At 72.3% G+C, this 16,849-nt stretch carries 16 protein-coding genes; 4 read left to right on the plus strand and 12 right to left on the minus strand.

Going from position 1 to position 16,849, the window contains the following annotated elements:
* Positions 1-82: 82 nt before the first annotated feature.
* From paaC to paaA, 3 genes are read right to left on the minus strand one after another with little or no spacing between them, the layout of a single operon-like run.
* Positions 83-853: a 1,2-phenylacetyl-CoA epoxidase subunit PaaC gene (gene paaC / locus ACFPA8_RS16270; protein WP_386448888.1), complete on the minus strand. Its 771-nt coding sequence runs from the start codon at positions 851-853 to the stop codon at positions 83-85.
* Positions 850-1,137, minus strand: a complete 288-nt coding sequence (gene paaB / locus ACFPA8_RS16275; protein ID WP_386448891.1) for a 1,2-phenylacetyl-CoA epoxidase subunit PaaB — start codon at positions 1,135-1,137, stop codon at positions 850-852. Before paaB ends, paaC begins: the two co-directional genes overlap by 4 nt.
* Positions 1,134-2,261 (minus strand): 1,2-phenylacetyl-CoA epoxidase subunit PaaA, encoded by a 1,128-nt coding sequence (gene paaA / locus ACFPA8_RS16280; protein ID WP_386448894.1) that lies wholly within the window; start codon positions 2,259-2,261, stop codon positions 1,134-1,136. The genes paaB and paaA overlap by 4 nt, the downstream gene beginning before the upstream one ends.
* A gap of 228 nt (positions 2,262-2,489) precedes the next feature.
* Here paaA and ACFPA8_RS16285 point away from each other — a divergent pair, with 228 nt between their 5' ends.
* Genes ACFPA8_RS16285 through ACFPA8_RS16295 form a run of 3 tightly spaced genes read left to right on the plus strand, consistent with a single transcriptional unit; the run spans position 2,490 to position 5,506 of the window.
* A complete protein-coding gene (locus ACFPA8_RS16285; RefSeq protein ID WP_386448896.1) occupies positions 2,490-3,113 on the plus strand; it encodes a DUF5819 family protein in 624 nt (207 codons plus the stop codon).
* Positions 3,110-4,609, plus strand: coding sequence for an HTTM domain-containing protein (locus ACFPA8_RS16290; RefSeq protein WP_386448899.1), 1,500 nt, complete (start codon positions 3,110-3,112; stop codon positions 4,607-4,609). The genes ACFPA8_RS16285 and ACFPA8_RS16290 overlap by 4 nt, the downstream gene beginning before the upstream one ends.
* 33 nt (positions 4,610-4,642) lie before the next feature.
* The gene (locus tag ACFPA8_RS16295; RefSeq protein ID WP_386449491.1) at positions 4,643-5,506 is read left to right on the plus strand and encodes a TrmH family RNA methyltransferase; all 864 of its coding nucleotides are present in this window, start codon (positions 4,643-4,645) and stop codon (positions 5,504-5,506) included.
* Between the two features lie 126 nt (positions 5,507-5,632).
* Here ACFPA8_RS16295 and ACFPA8_RS16300 read toward each other — a convergent pair whose 3' ends face one another.
* The 9 genes from ACFPA8_RS16300 to pdhA form a co-directional block, all read right to left on the minus strand.
* The gene (locus ACFPA8_RS16300) at positions 5,633-6,205 is read right to left on the minus strand and encodes a bacterial proteasome activator family protein (RefSeq protein WP_386448902.1); all 573 of its coding nucleotides are present in this window, start codon (positions 6,203-6,205) and stop codon (positions 5,633-5,635) included.
* 64 nt (positions 6,206-6,269) lie between these two features.
* Positions 6,270-7,205 (minus strand): hypothetical protein, encoded by a 936-nt coding sequence (locus ACFPA8_RS16305; protein ID WP_386448905.1) that lies wholly within the window; start codon positions 7,203-7,205, stop codon positions 6,270-6,272.
* 136 nt (positions 7,206-7,341) lie between these two features.
* Positions 7,342-8,331 carry an NAD(P)H-quinone oxidoreductase gene (locus ACFPA8_RS16310; RefSeq protein WP_386449493.1) on the minus strand — a complete coding sequence of 330 codons (990 nt, stop codon included), beginning with the start codon at positions 8,329-8,331 and terminating at the stop codon, positions 7,342-7,344.
* A gap of 211 nt (positions 8,332-8,542) precedes the next feature.
* Positions 8,543-9,700 (minus strand): potassium channel family protein, encoded by a 1,158-nt coding sequence (locus ACFPA8_RS16315; protein WP_386448908.1) that lies wholly within the window; start codon positions 9,698-9,700, stop codon positions 8,543-8,545.
* 13 nt (positions 9,701-9,713) lie between these two features.
* Positions 9,714-11,201: a molybdopterin molybdotransferase MoeA gene (locus ACFPA8_RS16320; protein ID WP_386448910.1), complete on the minus strand. Its 1,488-nt coding sequence runs from the start codon at positions 11,199-11,201 to the stop codon at positions 9,714-9,716.
* Complete coding sequence (locus ACFPA8_RS16325; RefSeq protein ID WP_386449495.1) at positions 11,198-12,115, minus strand: DUF6457 domain-containing protein; 918 nt, start codon at positions 12,113-12,115, stop codon at positions 11,198-11,200. Before ACFPA8_RS16325 ends, ACFPA8_RS16320 begins: the two co-directional genes overlap by 4 nt.
* A 111-nt stretch (positions 12,116-12,226) precedes the next feature.
* Positions 12,227-13,729 (minus strand): dihydrolipoamide acetyltransferase family protein, encoded by a 1,503-nt coding sequence (locus tag ACFPA8_RS16330; RefSeq protein WP_386448913.1) that lies wholly within the window; start codon positions 13,727-13,729, stop codon positions 12,227-12,229.
* Positions 13,729-14,739: an alpha-ketoacid dehydrogenase subunit beta gene (locus ACFPA8_RS16335; protein WP_386449497.1), complete on the minus strand. Its 1,011-nt coding sequence runs from the start codon at positions 14,737-14,739 to the stop codon at positions 13,729-13,731. The genes ACFPA8_RS16330 and ACFPA8_RS16335 overlap by 1 nt, the downstream gene beginning before the upstream one ends.
* Positions 14,740-14,840: 101 nt before the next feature.
* Positions 14,841-16,013 (minus strand): pyruvate dehydrogenase (acetyl-transferring) E1 component subunit alpha, encoded by a 1,173-nt coding sequence (gene pdhA, locus ACFPA8_RS16340; protein WP_386449499.1) that lies wholly within the window; start codon positions 16,011-16,013, stop codon positions 14,841-14,843.
* A 170-nt stretch (positions 16,014-16,183) separates the two neighbouring features.
* Here pdhA and ACFPA8_RS16345 point away from each other — a divergent pair, with 170 nt between their 5' ends.
* Complete coding sequence (locus tag ACFPA8_RS16345) at positions 16,184-16,816, plus strand: Lrp/AsnC family transcriptional regulator (protein WP_386448916.1); 633 nt, start codon at positions 16,184-16,186, stop codon at positions 16,814-16,816.
* Positions 16,817-16,849: the final 33 nt, after the last annotated feature.

Below are 16,849 nucleotides of genomic sequence, written 5' to 3' on the forward strand. Positions count from 1 at the left end.
GATGCGGTGGCTTCTCGCGCACCGCGCGCCGTGCCGGTCACCACGTCGCCCTTCACCACCTTGCCGGTCACCACGTAGCCGGTCACCACGAGGCCCCCGGGTGGCTGCGGTGGAGGTGCTGCATCTCGGCGAGCATCCGCCCGAAGGGCTCGGTGTGCAGACCCTGCCGGCCCGCGCCCGCCGTCCAGGCTCCGCTCTGGGGACTCTCCGGCACCGTGAGGGTGGCGGCCCGCAGCACGCGCGTGATCCGCTCCGTCCAGCCCGCGCGCAGCGCTCCCCAGTCGACCGCGCCTACGGGGGCGGGCCCGGGCAGCGGTTCGAACAGCTCGCCCGTGTATCTCCACAGGGCGTCCGTGGCCCGCTGGGCGCGAGTGTGGCTCTCCTCGGTGCCGTCACCGAGCCTGAGCGTCCAGTGCTCCGCGTGGTCCCGGTGGTATTCGGTTTCCTTGACGGCCTTCGCCGCGAGCGGATTGCCGAGCTCCGCGAGCTGGCCGAAGAGCAGCTCCTGGTAGGCGGAGAAGTAGAGCTGACGGATCATCGTGCAGGCGAAGTCGCCGTTCGGCTGCTCCACCAACTGGCAGTTGCGGAAAGCCCGTTCCTCACGCAGATAGGCCAGTTCGTCCTCGTCGCCGAGCTCCGAGTAGAGCACCCGCGCCTGCCCGAGCAGGTCGAGGGCGATGTTGGCAAGGGCCAGTTCTTCCTCCAGCACCGGTGCGTGCCCTGCCCACTCCCCCAGCCGGTGGGAGAGGACGAGGGCGTCGTCGGCGAGGGGAAGCAGCGGACTGTCCAGCTCGGCGGCATCCGTGTGCGAGCCGGCTCCGCCGAGGGGGCGTGCCTCCTGGGAGTGCGTCACAGGTTCCGCACCCCTTCCGGCACCTCGTAGAACGTGGGGTGGCGGTACGGCTTGTCCGCGGCCGGCGCGAAGAACGGGTCCTTCTCGTCGGGGGAGGAGGCGGTGACCGCCTCGGACGGGACCACCCACACGGAGACGCCCTCCGAGCGGCGCGTGTAGAGATCGCGCGCGTTGCGCAGTGCAAGCTCGGCATCGGGCGCGTGCAGACTGCCCGCGTGGGTGTGCGACAGGCCGCGCCTGCTGCGTACGAATACCTCCCACAGAGGCCAGTCACTGCTGCTCATCGTGGGCTCACCGCCGTCTCCGCGTCGTGCTGTCCCTGACCCTGTCCCTGTCCCTGACCCTGTTCCTGGCCCTGACCCTGTTCCTGACCCTGACCCTGACCCTGTTCCTGACTCTGTCCCTGACCCTGACCCTGACCTTGCCCTTGGCCCGGTTCCCGGCCGCCCGCGCGCTTCGCCGCGTACGCCGCCGCGGCCTCACGCACCCAGGCCCCCTCCTCGTGCGCCCGCCTGCGGCGGCTTATCCGCTCTTCGTTGCACGGGCCGTTGCCCTGCAGCACCTGACGGAACTCCTCCCAGTCGATCGGGCCGAAGTCCCAGTGCCCCCGCTCCTCGTTCCAGCTCAGGTCGGGGTCGGGGAGGGTGAGGCCGAGCGCCTCCGCCTGCGGCACGCAGATGTCGACGAAGCGCTGGCGCAGCTCGTCGTTGGAATGACGCTTGATCTTCCACGCCATGGAGCGGGCGCTGTGCGAGGACTCGTCGTCGGGCGGGCCGAACATCATCAGCGACGGCCACCACCAGCGGTCCACCGCGTCCTGCGCCATCGCGTGCTGGGTCTCGGTGCCCCGGCTCAGGGCCAGCAGCAGCTCGAATCCCTGCCTCTGGTGGAAGGACTCCTCCTTGCAGATGCGGATCATCGCCCGGGCGTACGGCCCGTACGAGCAGCGGCACAGCGGCACCTGGTTCGTGATCGCCGCGCCGTCGACGAGCCAGCCGATCGCACCCACGTCGGCCCAGGTCAGAGTCGGGTAGTTGAAGATCGAGGAGTACTTCTGACGGCCGGAGTGCAGCTTGTCCAGCAACTCCTCCCGGCCGGTGCCTAGCGTCTCCGCCGCGCTGTAGAGATACAGGCCGTGACCCGCCTCGTCCTGCACCTTGGCCATCAGGATGGCCTTGCGCCGCAGCGAGGGGGCCCGCGTGATCCAGTTGGCCTCCGGCTGCATGCCGATGATCTCGGAGTGGGCGTGCTGCGCCATCTGCCGGACCAGCGTCCTGCGATAGTCCTCCGGCATCCAGTCCCGCGGCTCGATCCGCTCGTCGGCCGCGATCGCGCTCTCGAAGTCCGCAAGCGGTTCCGCCGGACCCTCGGCGCTCTGTGCGCCTTCGCCGAGCAGCACCGATGTCATCGCGACCCCCTTGCCGACGGCCGAAGCCGCATCACCTACCGACCGATCGTTCGGTTCAATGGTGAGGTGCGGCCCCATAGGGTGTCAAGGCTCGAATAATCTCTGAGGCCGTACCTCGGGACATGGACGTGGGGAGCAGGGGAGGGCATGGAGCCAGCAGAGCAGCAGGCACCGCCGCCGGATCGCGGCGGGCGGCCTGGGGAAGTGCGCGGCGGAGGCAATGCGGCCATGTCGCTGCCCGCGCGCGTGATCATGGCTGTCTCCGTGGCGGCGGTGGCCGTCGCCGTGGCCGTCCACCTGGCGATGGTCTTCCTGCACGTCGCGCCCGCGAACACCCTCACCAAGAAGCACGGCCAGGGCGTCGACGACTACATCTACCCGGAGTTCGAACAGAACTGGAAGCTGTTCGCTCCCAACCCCCTGCAGCAGAACATAGCCGTGCACGCCCGGGCGAAGGTCGCCAAGGACGACGGCGGTACGGAGACGACGGGCTGGGTCAACCTCTCCGCCATGGACGGCGAGGACATCGACCACAACATCGCGCCCAGCCACATCCAGCAGAACGAGCTCCGCAGGGCGTGGGAGTTCTACAACGGCTCGCACGACGACAAGGGCAAGCCCGTCGGACTGCGCGGTGAACTGTCCGAGAGCTACATCAAGCGAATAGTGATGCTCCGCTTCGGCCCCGAGCTCAACGGCGGCACAGTGGAGCGCATCCAGGTCCGCTCGGCGACCACGCCCGTGGCACCTCCGCCCTGGAGCGACGAGAAGTCGGACACCAAGACCGATTACCGGGTGCAGCCCTGGTGGCAGGTCGGCAGCGCGGACATTCCGGGGGGCTGGGACAAGTGAGCGAGCAGTACGGGCCCCAGGGCGAGCGCGGCGCACGGCCGGCCTGGGCCGCGGACCCCGGCGGGCGGCGGACGTCCCCTGAACCCCACGGAGCCGAGGGACGGCAGCACTCGGACGCGGCCCCCGCGTCCTACGTGAACGCCGGGCCCGCCGACTACGCAGAAGCCCCGCACGGCGGGAATGTCCCGCACGGTGAGACCGTCCCGTCCGGCGAGACCGTCCCGCCCCGCGAAGCACACGGCGCACCGCCGCCCGACAGCGCGTTCGCTCGCGGCGTCGCCCGGATCACGGGGGGCGCCCTCGCCCCGTACCAGACAGCAGTCGTACGGATCGGCTTCGCCGCCACCTGGCTCTTCTTCCTCCTGCGTGAGTTGCCGCACCGTCACGAGCTGTACGGACCCGACGGCCCCTGGGGCTGGAACCTGGCCGACAAGCTCATCGAGTCGAACCACGCCTTCACCGTCCTGCTCTGGACGGACAGCACCGCGTGGTTCGAGTTCGTCTACGTCCTGGCGGTGCTCTCCAGCGTCGCGCTGCTGGTCGGCTGGCGCTCCCGCACCGCCTCCGTGCTGTTCATGGTCGGTGTGCTGTCGCTGCAGAACCGCAGCGTCTTCATGGGCGACGGCGGCGACAACGTCATCCACCTGATGGCGATGTACCTGGTCCTCACCCGGTGCGGCCAGGTCTGGTCCCTGGACGCGCGCAGGCTGAGGCGGCGCGGCGGCGGCCACGACGGAGCAGCGGGGCCGGACGGCCCGGCCGAACAGTCGGACGCTGTCGGCGTCGCACTGTGGGCCGTGTTCGGCGCGGTGATGGTCGCTGCGACGGCTCTCGGCGGGCTGAGCATCGGCTGGGGCCTGTTCTTCTGGGCGCTGTGGGCGTCGCAGGCGGTCTGGCGCGTGGTCGGCCGGTACTCCCCGCACAGCGAGGCCCGCGCCGTCTGCGACATGCTCGCCAACCTCGTGCACAATGCCGCGCTGCTGGTCATCGTCATCGAGGTCTGCCTGATCTACTCGACGGCCGGCTGGTACAAGATCCAGGGGTCGCGCTGGCAGGACGGCACGGCCGTCTACTACCCGATGAACCTGGACTACTTCTCGCCCTGGCCCGAGCTGAACTCCGTCCTGGCGGGCAGCGGCCTCCTCATGCTGCTCATCACCTACGGCACGGTCGCGGTCCAGGTGGCCTTCCCCTTCGCGCTCTTCAACCGTCGTGTGAAGAACGTGCTGCTCGCCGCCATGATCACCGAGCACATCAGCATCGCGGTGCTGCTGGGGCTGCCGTTCTTCTCCATGGCGATGGTCGCCGCGGACGCCGTCTTCCTGCCGACCGTCGCACTGCTGTGGCTGGGTGCGCGGTCCTCGGCGGGCTGGCAGCGGGTGCGGTCGCGCCTGGGCAGTGGCGGCAGTGGGACGGACGGGAGCGGCGCAGCGGACGACGGCGGACCCTCCTCCGTCCCTCGTCAGCGAACGGGCCGGAACATGTCCGTACGCTGACCGCATGACAGGACGACCAGCCGCGTGAACGACGTGCACGACGGGCAGGGGGGCACTCTGCCCCCTGCCGAGACGGCGCTGCTGCTGCGGCAGTGGCGTGGGCTGGCAGCCGGAAGCGTGCTGCTGGACGGCTTCCATGCGCTCAAGCACGCGCTGCGCTTCGGGGCGACGGTTCCGATCGCACTGGCTGCGGACCGTTGCGCGGTGCTCGAACTCGCACGGGAGCTCGCCCCCGATCTGACCGGCACACTCTCGGAACTGCTGCGGGAGGTCCCCGCGGAGGCGCTGCACGGACTCGTGCCCCGTCCGCATCCCACCGGGGTCGCGGCACTGGCCGTCCGGGGCAGCGGTCGTTCCGGCGGCTCGCTGACCGGTGCACCGGCTGACGGAGGAGACAGCCGCCCGGTCCTCGGCGGCACGGGCCCGCGTTCGGCCGGAGCGGCCCGTGCTTTCCGTGCGGCTCCGGTGGTAGTGCTCGACAACCCCCGCCACCTGGGAAACGTCGGGGCAGTGATCCGGCTCGCTGCCGGGGCGGGGGCAGCGGGAGTGCTCACCACCGGCACGGTCGACCCGTGGCATCCCCACGTGGTGCGGGCGAGCGCCGGACTGCACTTCGCGACGGTGGTCGAGCAGTGCGAGCCGAGTGCGCTGCCGCCCGGTCCGCTCTTCGCACTGGATCCGGACGGAGAGGACATCCGCACCCTCGCACTGCCGGACGACGCACTGATCGCTTTCGGCTCCGAACGGCACGGGCTCTCCGCCGCACTACGTGAGCGTGCGGATCAGCTCGTGGCTCTGCCCATGCAGCCGCAGGTCTCCAGCTACAACCTGGCCACCAGCGTCGCGATGACGCTCTACCACTGGATGGCCGGACGACGTCCGACGGGCGTGGACTGAACCTGCGCATTCCGCGTGACGCTGTACGCAAGCGCTGCCGGCGAGCGCTGTAGGCAGGTCGGCAAGCGCAGTCGCAAGCACAGCCCCGTCACCGGGGCACAGCAGACGACACGACGGGCGTGCCGCTCAGAGGTATGGCCCACCGGAGCGGGGCGAGCGGCCGGGCTCGTGGTCACCGAGCAGGCCCTCCTCGGGGATGCTTCCCGGCGGCAGAGCCCTGCGCATCTGCTCCAGCTGCGCGCGGGCGGCCATCTGCTGTGCGAAGAGGGCGGTCTGGATGCCGTGGAAGAGCCCCTCGAGCCATCCCACCAGCTGCGCCTGCGCGATGCGCAGTTCGGCCTCGGTCGGCACGGAGTCGTCCGTGAAGGGGAGCGAGAGCCTCTCCAGCTCCTCGATCAGCTCGGGTGCGAGGCCGTCCTCCAGCTCCTTGATGGAGCTGGTGTGGATCTCCTTCAGCCGTACGCGGCTCGCCTCGTCGAGCGGAGCGGACTTCACCTCTTCGAGCAGCTGCTTGATCATGCTGCCGATCCGCATGACCTTCGCAGGCTGCTCGACCATCTCCGTGACGGGAACCTCGGCCTGCTCGTCGTCCTCCCCGCCACCGCCCTTGGGATCGGCGCTGCCGAGAGCCATGCCGTCCGGGCCGACGACCAGGACCTGCTGGTTCTCCCGCTGCCGTTCGTTGCTCGGCTGTGTCATGCCCCCATTCTGCATGCCCGGCCGGAGCGCCTGACGTCCGAGGTCCGAACACAGGTACGTCCCGTCAGCCGCGGCGCAACCTCAGGGCGAGAAGGCCCAGCCCGAGCCCGATCGAGGTCAGTCCGGCGCCCAGCGGGAGCACCGGGGAGACCCTGTGCGTGGCCGGCGACCGTGCCTCCTGCTCCGCGCCTCCCGCGGCGTCCCCTCCCGTCCCGTGGCCCGGCTCGTGGAGGTCGTCGTCGAGGACGCCGCCCTCGACGCCCTCGACTCCGCGGTCGCTCTCGCTCTGCCGACCGCTTCGGTCCCCGGGACCGTCCCCCTCCGCCGCCGGGCGATGCTCCGTCTCCTCCGAGCGCCCCGCGCGGCCGGGGCCGTGCGCCCCGGGAGCACCTTCGGGCGCACGGCTCGCGGGGTTCTCCGAGGACCGGCCGCGGGAGTCGCGCCGGTCCTGGTCACTGCCCGCAGGGCTTCGGCGGTGGTCCGGGCGTACGGACGCGGGTGACCGTTCCGTACCGGACGGGCCGGCGGAGCCGGAGGACCCGGGCGGACCGGAGGGACGGTGCGTCCGGCGGGGGTCCTCCGGGCGGTCTTCGTCCGCGGAGCGGCCCGGTGCGAGGCGGCCGTCCTCACGTCCGCCCTGGGGGGACGGGGCCGAAGTGCCCTCGCCGCCCGGGGACTTCTCCGTCCGGCGGGGCTCGGGGGCGGCGGGAACACTGCCGGGGGCGGAACGAACCGAGAGGACGGGCGTCCGTACCAGGGTCTCCACCCCGTTCACCGGCTCACGGACTTCGACGATGCGGTGTCCGTCACGCGCGGCGCCGATGCTCACGCGCGCGGGACCGGCGGCTGCGGCGACGGTTCCGCGGAGGTCTGCGGGCCGCGGCGGCTCTCCGGCCTGCCTGAGCGGGGCGGACGCCGCGCTGGTGAGAGGCGTGACCAGCAGTACGGCTGCACACGGCAGCAGCGCGGTCGCGCGGAGTGTGTGGCGTCCGTGCCTCACGGCGGAGACCCTCCCGGAGCCGGTTGTCCAATAATGCAATCAGCGTTACATAGTTGGACAAAACCGGCATCCGGGAGGGAGGGTTCGCCGCGTCTGTGTCTGTGGCTGTGTCTGTGGCGTGTCTGTCGGACAGTGCCTAGGAAGCCGGCTGCACCGTCAGCAGGATCTTGCCGACGTGGCCGCTCTCCTCCAACGCCCGGTGTGCGTCGGCGGCCCGGCTCATCGGCAGTGTGCTGTCGACCACCGGCTTCACGCGCCCGTCGGCCAGCAGCGGCCAGACGTGTTCCTTCACGGCCGCGACGATGGCCGCCTTCTCCGCCGCCGGACGGGCGCGCAGTGAAGTCGCGGTCACGGCCGCCCGCTTGGACAGCAGAGCGCCCAGGTTCAGTTCGCCCTTGACGCCGCCCTGGAGACCGATGACGGCGAGGCGCCCGTTGAAGGCGAGGGCCTTGACGTTCTTCTCGAGGTACTTGGCGCCGATGATGTCGAGGATGACGTCGGCGCCCTGCCCGTCGGTGGCGGCGCGGAGTTCCTCGACGAAGTCCTGCTCCCGGTAGTTGATCAGGATGTCGGCGCCGAGCTCCGCGCACCGGTCCAGCTTCTCCTTGCTGCCGGCGGTGACGGCGACCCTCGCACCGACGGCTTTCGCCAGCTGGATCGCCATGGTGCCGATGCCGCTGCCGCCCCCGTGCACGAGGAGGGTCTCGCCGGGACGCAGGTGGGCGACCATGAAGACGTTCGACCAGATCGTGCTGGTCACCTCGGGCAGGGACGCAGCCGTCGTCAGGTCGATACCGTCCGGCACGGGCAGCAGCTGACCGGTCGGGACTGCGACTTGCTCGGCGTAACCGCCACCGGCGAGCAGCGCGCAGACCTCGTCGCCGACCTCCCACGTACTGACCCCCGGCCCGAGCGCCGTGATGCGCCCGGAGCATTCGAGGCCGGGATACGGCGAGGCGCCGGGCGGCGGGTCGTAGAAGCCCTGCCGCTGAAGCAGATCGGCGCGGTTCACGGCGCTCGCCGCGACCTCGACGAGCACCTCGCCCTCGGCCGGTTCGGGAACGGGGACCTCTGCCCATACCAGGGCGTCGGGCCCGCCGGGTTCGGGGACGGTGACCGCGTGCATCGTGGAGTTGGAGGTACCCATGAGGCCGACGCTACTCCCCGGCCGCCCCGGAACGGCACCGCCCCGCGCTGCTCTCCCGCGCTCGCCCGTCCGCCGGAGGTCTCAACTGCCGCTCCACACCTGCCGCGAGAGCTCCCCCAGGCCGCTCGCACGCCGTCGTACGGCCACGGGTCCGTGGCCGTACGCGCTCAGCGGGGCCGGACCGCGCTCCTCATCTGCCGCCTCCGCGTTCGTTCCGCCAGAAGCCGACGCCGCCGGTACCGCCCGCACCGCCCGTGCTGTCCGGGCCCCCGGGGCGGGCCGCCCCGCCCGTACCGGTGTGCGTCGGATCGGTGCCGGCCGCGGGCCCTCCCGCATGCGGGGTCGAGGAGCGGTGGATCACCACGACCCGGTCGGTGGACTGCAGCGGGTCGGCCTCGGGGTTGTCGTAGCCGAGGAGGCGGTGTCCCCTGACGACCGTCACCACGAGGTCCTTGCACTCCCTCGGCGAACAACCCACCTCTGCCTTGGTGACCGGACGTTCGTTGAGGCTGAGCCCCGAGCCCTGCTGGATGAGGTCCTCCATGACGGAACTCGCGTGCGGGCTGAGCACGGAGAGACCGAGAAGACGGCCCGCGGCGCTCGCGCTGGTGATCACGGAGTCGGCGCCGGACTGACGGAGGAGCGGTACGTTCTCCTCCTCCCGCACCGCGGCGACGATCTTCAGGCGCGGGTTGAGCTGACGCGCGGTCAGCGTGACGAGCACAGCGGTGTCGTCGCGCTGTGTCGCGATGACGATCTGCTTGGCCCGCCGCACCTCCGCGCGGGCGAGCACGTCGCTGCGGGTGGCGTCGCCCGCGACGCTCACGTACCCCTCGTCGTTCGCGGCCTTCGCCACATGGTGGCTGGGATCGATGACCACTATCCGGTCCCGGCCGACCCCCGTGGAGAGCAGTGTCTGAGCCGCCGAACGGCCCTTCGTACCGAAGCCGACGACGACTGTGTGGTCGCGCAACTGGGACCTCCAGCGGGACAGGCGCCACTGCTCGCGGGTGCGGTCCGTGAGCGCCTCGAGCGTGGTGCCGATGAGGATGATCAGGAAGAGGACGCGGAGCGGGGTGACGAGCAGGATGTTCGCGATGCGTGCCCCGTCGCTGACAGGGGCGATGTCGCCGTAACCCGTCGTGGAGAGCGTGACGGTCGTGTAGTAGACGCAGTCCAGGAAGGAGACGCCGCCGTCGTCGGCGTTGTCGCGGTATCCCCCGCGGTCGAAGTAGACGATCAGAACGGTCGACGTCAGGACCAGGAGCGCGGCCAGCAGCCGCCTCCCGACCTGGAGTTGGGGGCTGACCTTGGAGCGGGGCAGCAGAACGCGGTACTGATCGGTCACGTGAGTACGTTACTCACCAGCCGTGCCAGGGGAGCGGCAGCACCGGAACCCCGGTCCCGGCGGTGGCCCCACCGGGCGGTACGACGGCGAGGGCGGTCGCGGTGGCGATGCCGCGCAGCATGGCGGGCCCGTTGTAGAGGAGAGGACGGGCATGCGACTGCTCCGGCGAGCAGGTGACCGGTACGAGCCTGGTGTCGCGGGGATGCCCCTGCACGTCGTCGCTGAGAGAGGCGGACGGCGGCTTCTCGGCGGGGCGGTCCGCGAGCGTACGGATCAGAGGTGCGGCGAGCGTCATCAGACCGGAGAGCGCGGCCAGGGGGTTTCCGGGCAGGCCGACGAGGTACGGCCCTGAGCCGTCGGGTTGCCGGCTGCCGCGCCCCGCCGGAAGCCGCGCGAGAAGCATGGGGTGGCCGGGCCGGACGCGTACGCCCTCGACGAGGAGGCGCGCACTCGCGCGGGTGAGCGTGGGACGCAGATGGTCGACCGGGCCCCGCGCGGTACCGCCCGTGGTGACGACGACGTCCGCCGTGGTCGTGGCCACCGCCTCGTGGAGTGCTTCGGCGTCGTCCCCGAGTCGCCTGGTGACCAGGACGTCCGCACCGAGCGCGGTGAGCCAGGGCTCGACCATCGGCCCGAGCGCGTCCCGGATGCGGCCCTCACGGGGGACGCCCTGGTGCAGCAACTCGTCACCCAGTACGAGGACTTCGGCCCGGGGGCGCCTTGTGACGGTGAGCCGGTCGTACCCCGCGGCGGCCGCGAGGCCCAGCACGGCGGGCGTGACGTGAGTGCCCGTGGGCAGCAGGCGGTCCCCGGAGCGGCACTCCTGGCCGCGGGGGCGGATGTCCGCGCCTGGCTGCGGCCTGTTCGTGGCGCGCAGACGGCTGCCGTCGAGTTCGCCGTACTCGTACCGCAGCACCGCGCTCGCGCCCGGAGGTACGCGGGCTCCCGTCGCGATGCGGACGGCGCGGCCGTCGGGCAGGGTGCGCGGCCGGCGCCGGTCTCCGGCGAGGAGGCCGTGGCTGTCGGGGCGTTCCCCGTCCGCGAGTTCCCACGGGCCGGGCCCGGAGACGGCCCAGCCGTCCATGGCGGAGGTGTCGAACGAGGGCAGATCGGTGAGGGCGTCGAGAGGCGCGTCGAGAGTGTGGTTCAGCGCCTGGCTCAGGGGGAGGGTGCAGGACGGCACCGGGCCGGCGGCGCGGGCGGCGTACGTACGGGCGTCGGCCCAGGGGAGGTCGTGGGAGTGGGGCTCGCGCCCGCCCGCGGGCGCCTGAGGACGTCCTTGCCCCGTCCGGGGGGCGGGGCCCCGGCCGCCGGTCGAGGGGGAGGCGGGCGTGAGCCACTCCGGAGCGTCGAGCTCGTCGCCGTCGCTGTCGCTGTCCCCGCGGCCGTGCGCCGCGGCGCACGCCCCCGTCGCGGTGCGCGCACGGGCGGCGGGGTCGCGCCGGCGGACGGAGTCGTTGGCCAGCGCGAGCGCCTCGTCGAGCTCGTCCGGGCCGCTCATCGCTCGCCGTCGGCTTCCCCGGCCTGTCCGGCTTCCTCCGCTTCCGCCGCCCAACGCGCCGCCAGCTGTACCGCTTTGCGGGACGCCTCCGCGACGTCCTGCGGCGAGCCGCCCTGCGCGGCGGCCGCGTAGCCCACCAGGAATGTCGTCAGGGGCGCGGCGGGGCGCGCCACACCGTGCGCGGCGTCGCGGGCCAGGTCCAGGAGCATGGCGGTGTCGACGTCCAGCTCCACGCCGAGTTCGGCCTTCGCGGCGGTCATCCACTCGTCCAGCACAGCGTCACGCTCCCTGATACGGGCCCTCGCGGCGGCGACGTCGTCCCAGGTGTCGCAGTCGAGGGCGTCGGATGTGTCGGACGACGCGCGTACGCGACGAAGTCTCAGCTCAGGAAGGAGAAGCCGCAAGGGGAGACCGTGGAGACTTCCGTACTCGGTGTGCAGCAGCGCCAGTTCACGACGGAGTGACTCGGTGCGGTAGGCGGCGAGAAGGGGCTGGTCGCGGCCGTCGTCGACGAGGGCGCCCTCGAAGCCTCCGGGCTCGCCCGCCGCGGCGTTCCCGTCCGCCGCGGCGTCCCCTTCCGGCGCGGAGCCTCCTTCCGGTGCGGCGTCCACGCCGGACAGCAGCGTCCGGACGGTCTCTTCCCGCAGGAACGGCAGATCGGCGGAGAGGACGAGCACCGTCGGCTCGGTGGTGTGCCGCAGCCCCGCGTCGAGCGCTGCGAGGGGACCGCCGCCCGGCGGCTGCTCGCGCACCCACGTCACCGGTCGCTGCGTGGCTCTGCGCGGACCGACGACGACCGTGGTCGTCGCGTCCGCGCAGGCCGACAGCACGCGGTCGAGGAGCGGGCGGGCGCCGACGGTCACGGCGGGCTTGTCGGCGCCGCCGAGACGTCTGGCCCCGCCGCCCGCGAGCACGACGGCATCGTGTCTGCGGACGGCGTGGCCGTCCGCAGAACACCGCCCGTCCGCGGGGCGACGGCTGTCCGGGAAGCGCTGGCTGTCCGTGGGGACGTCGGGTGTCACGCCCTAGAGCGTACGGAGCAGCACCGCCGGCTGTTCCACGCAGTCCGCGACATGGCGCAGGAACCCGCCCGCAGTGCCTCCGTCGCACACCCTGTGGTCGAACGTGAGCGACAACTGCACCACGTGCCGCACCGCCAGTCGGCTGTCGACCACCCACGGCTTCTCCGTGATGCGCCCGACGCCGAGCATCGCGGACTCGGGGTGGTTGATGATCGGCGTCGAGCCGTCCACGCCGAAGACGCCGTAGTTGTTCAGGGTGAAGGTGCCTCCCGTCATCTCCCTGGGCGTGAGCGTGCCTTGACGGGCGGACTCCGTGAGCCGGGACATCTCCGCCGTCAGCCCGCCGGCGTCCAGGGCGTGCGCGTTCCGCACGACGGGGACGACGAGCCCGCGCGGCGTCTGCGCGGCGAAGCCGACGTGCACGTCCGCGTGCCGGAGAACCTCACGGGCGTCGGTGTCGACGGTGGAGTTCAGCTCGGGGAAGCGGGAGAGAGCGGCCGTGCAGATGCGGGCGAGGAGCGCCAGCAGCGAGATCTTCCCGCTGCCGTGGGCCGCTCCGTGTGCGTTCATGGCGCGGCGTGCGGCGAGCAGCTCTGTCGCGTCGGCGTCCACCCAGCAGGTCGCGTCGGGGATCTCACGGCGGCTGCGCGACAGCTTGTCGGCGACAGTGCCGCGGAAGCCCGTCAGCGGGATGCGGGTGGGCGCCCGGCCAGTGCCCTGCTGGGACTGCTGTACGGCGGCGGGGACGGCGTCCGTCCGCGCGGTGCCGGCCGCCGGGGCGGCCTCCGTGCGGGAACGGGCGGCACGCTCGACGTCCGCGCGCAGGATCAGGCCCTCCGGGCCGGAGCCGGTGACCCGCCGCAGGTCGAGGCCGTGTTCCCGGGCGAGACGCCGCACGAGCGGCGAGATGACGGGGACCGGGCCCTGCCGGGGCGTCCGGGGGGAAGGCCCGGCCGGCGGCGACTGTGCGGGCGGCGCAGGCGGGGGCGCGGTGCTCACGCTGCCGGCCGGCTGCCCGTCCGCCGGGAGGAATCCGTCGACGGCACGGGTACGGCGGCGGCGACCGGTGGAACCTGCCGTGCCGTAGCCGACCAGCACGTTCCCGGAGGAGTCCGCGGCGTCGGCGGTGGACGTGGCTGCTGTGGACGTGGCTGCTGTGGAGGTGGCGGCCCCGGGCGCGTGGGTCTCGCCCTCGGCGGTCTCCCCCTCGCCTGTGCGCCCGTTCCCGGATGCTCCGCCGCGCTGCCCGGGCTCCTCGGACGCTCCGACGGCGACCGTCAGCAGGGGCGCCCCCACGGGGAGTTCGGCGCCCTCGTCGCCGTAGCGGGCGGTGACGACGCCGCCGTACGGGCAGGGCACGTCCACCAGCGCCTTGGCCGTCTCGACCTCGACGACCGGCTGGTCGACCGCCACCACGTCCCCGACGGCGACCATCCACCGCACGACCGTGGCCTCCGTCAGCCCTTCGCCCAGATCCGGAAGGTTGAACTCGCGTACCGACGGCATCAGCGCACCCCTCCCTCGGGCCGTCCGCCGGCCCGCCAATCGCTCTCCCACTGGAGACGGGACACCGCGTCCAGCACCCGGTCCACGTCGGGAAGATGATGCTTCTCCAGCATCGGCGGCGGATAGGGGATGTCGAAACCCGATACGCGCAGCACGGGTGCCTCCAGGTAGTGGAAGCAGCGTTCGCTGATCCGCGCCGCCAGTTCCCCGCCGGGGCCGGCGAAGCCCGCCGACTCGTGGACGACCACGGCGCGGCCGGTGCGGCGGACCGACTCCACGACCGTCTCCTCGTCGAAGGGCACGAGCGACCGCAGGTCGACGACCTCCAGGTCCCAGCCCTCGTCGCGGGCTGCGGCCTCCGCCGCCTCCATGCAGACGGGCAGCGACGGCCCGTACGTGATGAGCGTCGCCGACGTGCCCGCCCGCCGGACGCACGCGCGGCCGATCTCCGGGACGCTCTCCGGCTGCTCCTGCGACCAGTCGGCCTTGCTCCAGTACAGCCGCTTGGGCTCCAGGAAGATCACCGGGTCGTCACTCGCGATGGAGCGGCGCAGCAGCCCGTAGGCGTCCGCGACCGTCGCCGGTGTGACGACGTGCAGTCCGGGCGTCGCCATGTAGTACGCCTCGGAGGAGTCGCTGTGGTGTTCGACGCCGCCGATGCCGCCGCCGTAGGGGACGCGCACCGTTATCGGCATGGGGAGCCGGCCCCGTGTGCGGTTGCGCATGCGGGAGACGTGCGAGAGCAGCTGCTCGAAGCCCGGGTAGGCGAACGCGTCGAACTGCATCTCGACGACCGGCCGCAGCCCGTACATCGCCATGCCCACCGCGGTGCCCAGGATTCCGGCCTCCGCGAGGGGGGTGTCCGTGCAGCGGTCCTCGCCGAACTCCTTCGTGAGGCCGTCCGTCACGCGGAAGACGCCGCCCAGAGCGCCCACGTCCTCGCCGAGCACGTGCACGGCGGGGTCCTCGGCGAGCGCGTCCCGCAGGGCGCGGTTGAGGGCCTGCGCCATGGTCGCGGGCTTGCGGGCGGCGGCAGGCCGCTGCGCCCCGGCCGCGGGTACCGCGTCGCCGTTCGTGCCGGCGTTCACCGATGCGCCCGTCGCCGTACTCATCAGGCGTCCTCCCTCGTGCTGCCCGTGTGCCTCGCCGTGCCGTCAGCCGTGCCGTCCGTCGCTGTCGCGTCGAGTTCGGCGCGGAGCTGCCGGGCCTGCTGCTCCAGCTGTGCCGTGCGGCGCTCGAAGACGTGCTCGAAAAGGTCCATCGGCTGCAACTCGGGGTCCTGGTTCATGCGTTCGCGCAGGTCCCGGGCCATCGCCTCCGCCGCCTCGGCGGCCTGCCGCACACCCGCGTCGTCCAGCAGCTCCCGGGAGCGCAGTTCACGCTCCATCAGCGCCACCGGGTCGTGCTCACGCCAGGCTTCGACCTCTGCGGCGTCGCGGTACCGGGTGGCGTCGTCGGCGTTGGTGTGGGCGTCCACCCGGTACGTCACCGCCTCGACCAGCGACGGGCCCTCGCCACGGCGGGCGCGCTCGACCGCCTCGCCGAGCACCTGGTGGACGGCTGCCGCGTCGTTGCCGTCGACGAGCCGGCCCGGCATGCCGTAACCCACACCCTTGTGGGCGAGGCTCGGCGCCGCGGTCTGCTTCGCCAGCGGCACGGAGATCGCGAAGCCGTTGTTCTGCACGAGGAAGACGACGGGGGCCTGCCAGACCGCGGCGAAGTTGAGCGCCTCGTGGAAGTCCCCCTCGCTGGTACCGCCGTCGCCGACCATGGCGAGCGCGACCACGTCGTCGCCCTTGAGACGGGCCGCGTGTGCCAGGCCGACCGCGTGCGGCAGCTGGGTCGCGAGCGGGGTGCTCAGGGGGGCGACGCGGGTGGCACGCGGGTCGTAGCCGCTGTGCCAGTCGCCCCGGAGCAGTGACAGCACCGCCACGGGGTCGAGGCCGCGGGCGACGGCGGCCAGGGTGTCCCGGTAGCTCGGGAAGAGCCAGTCCTGCTCGCGCAGTGCGAGGGCCGCGGCGACCTCCGCCGCCTCCTGGCCGGTGGAGGAGGGGTAGACGGCGAGCCGGCCCTGCTTGGTGAGCGCCGTCGCCTGCTCGTTGTAGCGGCGTCCGCGCACCACGTGGCCGTACAGCTCCAGCAGGAGGTCGCCGTCGAGCTGCGCTCCGGTGCCCAGCAGCCGGTAGGGCTCCTGGTCGGGCAGGAGCGGGGCGGGGTCACGGCGAGGGCGCCAGGCCGGGGGCGGGGCGAGGTGGTAGGACCCGGACTGCTCGAGGACCGTCAAGACGAGCACCTCCTCGTGGGAGTGGCTGGTGGACACGGAAGCGGTTCGCTTCCCTACCGATTGTTCGGTCGCTGGGGCGTTTTGGCCACAGGCGGCCCCAGCCTGTGGACAACTTGAGCGTCTGTGCGTTCGATGGGAGCAGGACGTCCAACGAGGGGAGGCCACCGGGCATGCCGGACGGACAGATTGCCAACACGGCCGACACGTCCGGCGGCGACGGCGGCACGGGTCCGGGCAGCGGGCCGGAAGGCACGGAGCCGTTCCCGGCGCCGGCGGAACTGTCCCAGGCGCAGACGGAGCCTCCCCTCGCCCCGGCGGAGCAGTCCCTGCAGCCGTTCCTGGACACGAGACCTCCGGCGCGCCCGCTCGATCCCGTCGACAGGAACATCCTGCGCCTTCTGCGGGCGGACGGCCGGATGTCCGTACGGGCGCTCGCCGACCAGGTGCACGTCTCCCGCGCCAACGCGTACGCCCGCATCAACCGGCTGCTGGACGACGGCGTCATCCGTGGCTTCAGCGCCAGGATCGACGAGGAACGCGCAGGTCAGGGTGCTTCTGCCTACATCACGCTGAAGATCGTGCAGGACTCCTGGCGCAGCGTCCGGGAGCAGTTGCTGCGGCTGCCGGGCGCAGCGCACATGGCGCTGGTCAGCGGGGACTTCGACGTGCTTCTCCTGGTGCACACCGCCGACAACAGGTCGCTCCGGGACCTGGTGCTGACCCGCATCCAGTCGATTCCCGAGGTGATCAGCACCCGGACGCTGCTGGTCTTCGAGGAGACCGACCTCGAACCCGAGATCTGAACGGTGGAGGCAGCGCTGCGAGAAGGCCCCTCG

It is taken from the genome of Streptomyces ovatisporus (assembly GCF_042653885.1).
Lineage (GTDB): Bacteria > Actinomycetota > Actinomycetes > Streptomycetales > Streptomycetaceae > Streptomyces > Streptomyces ovatisporus.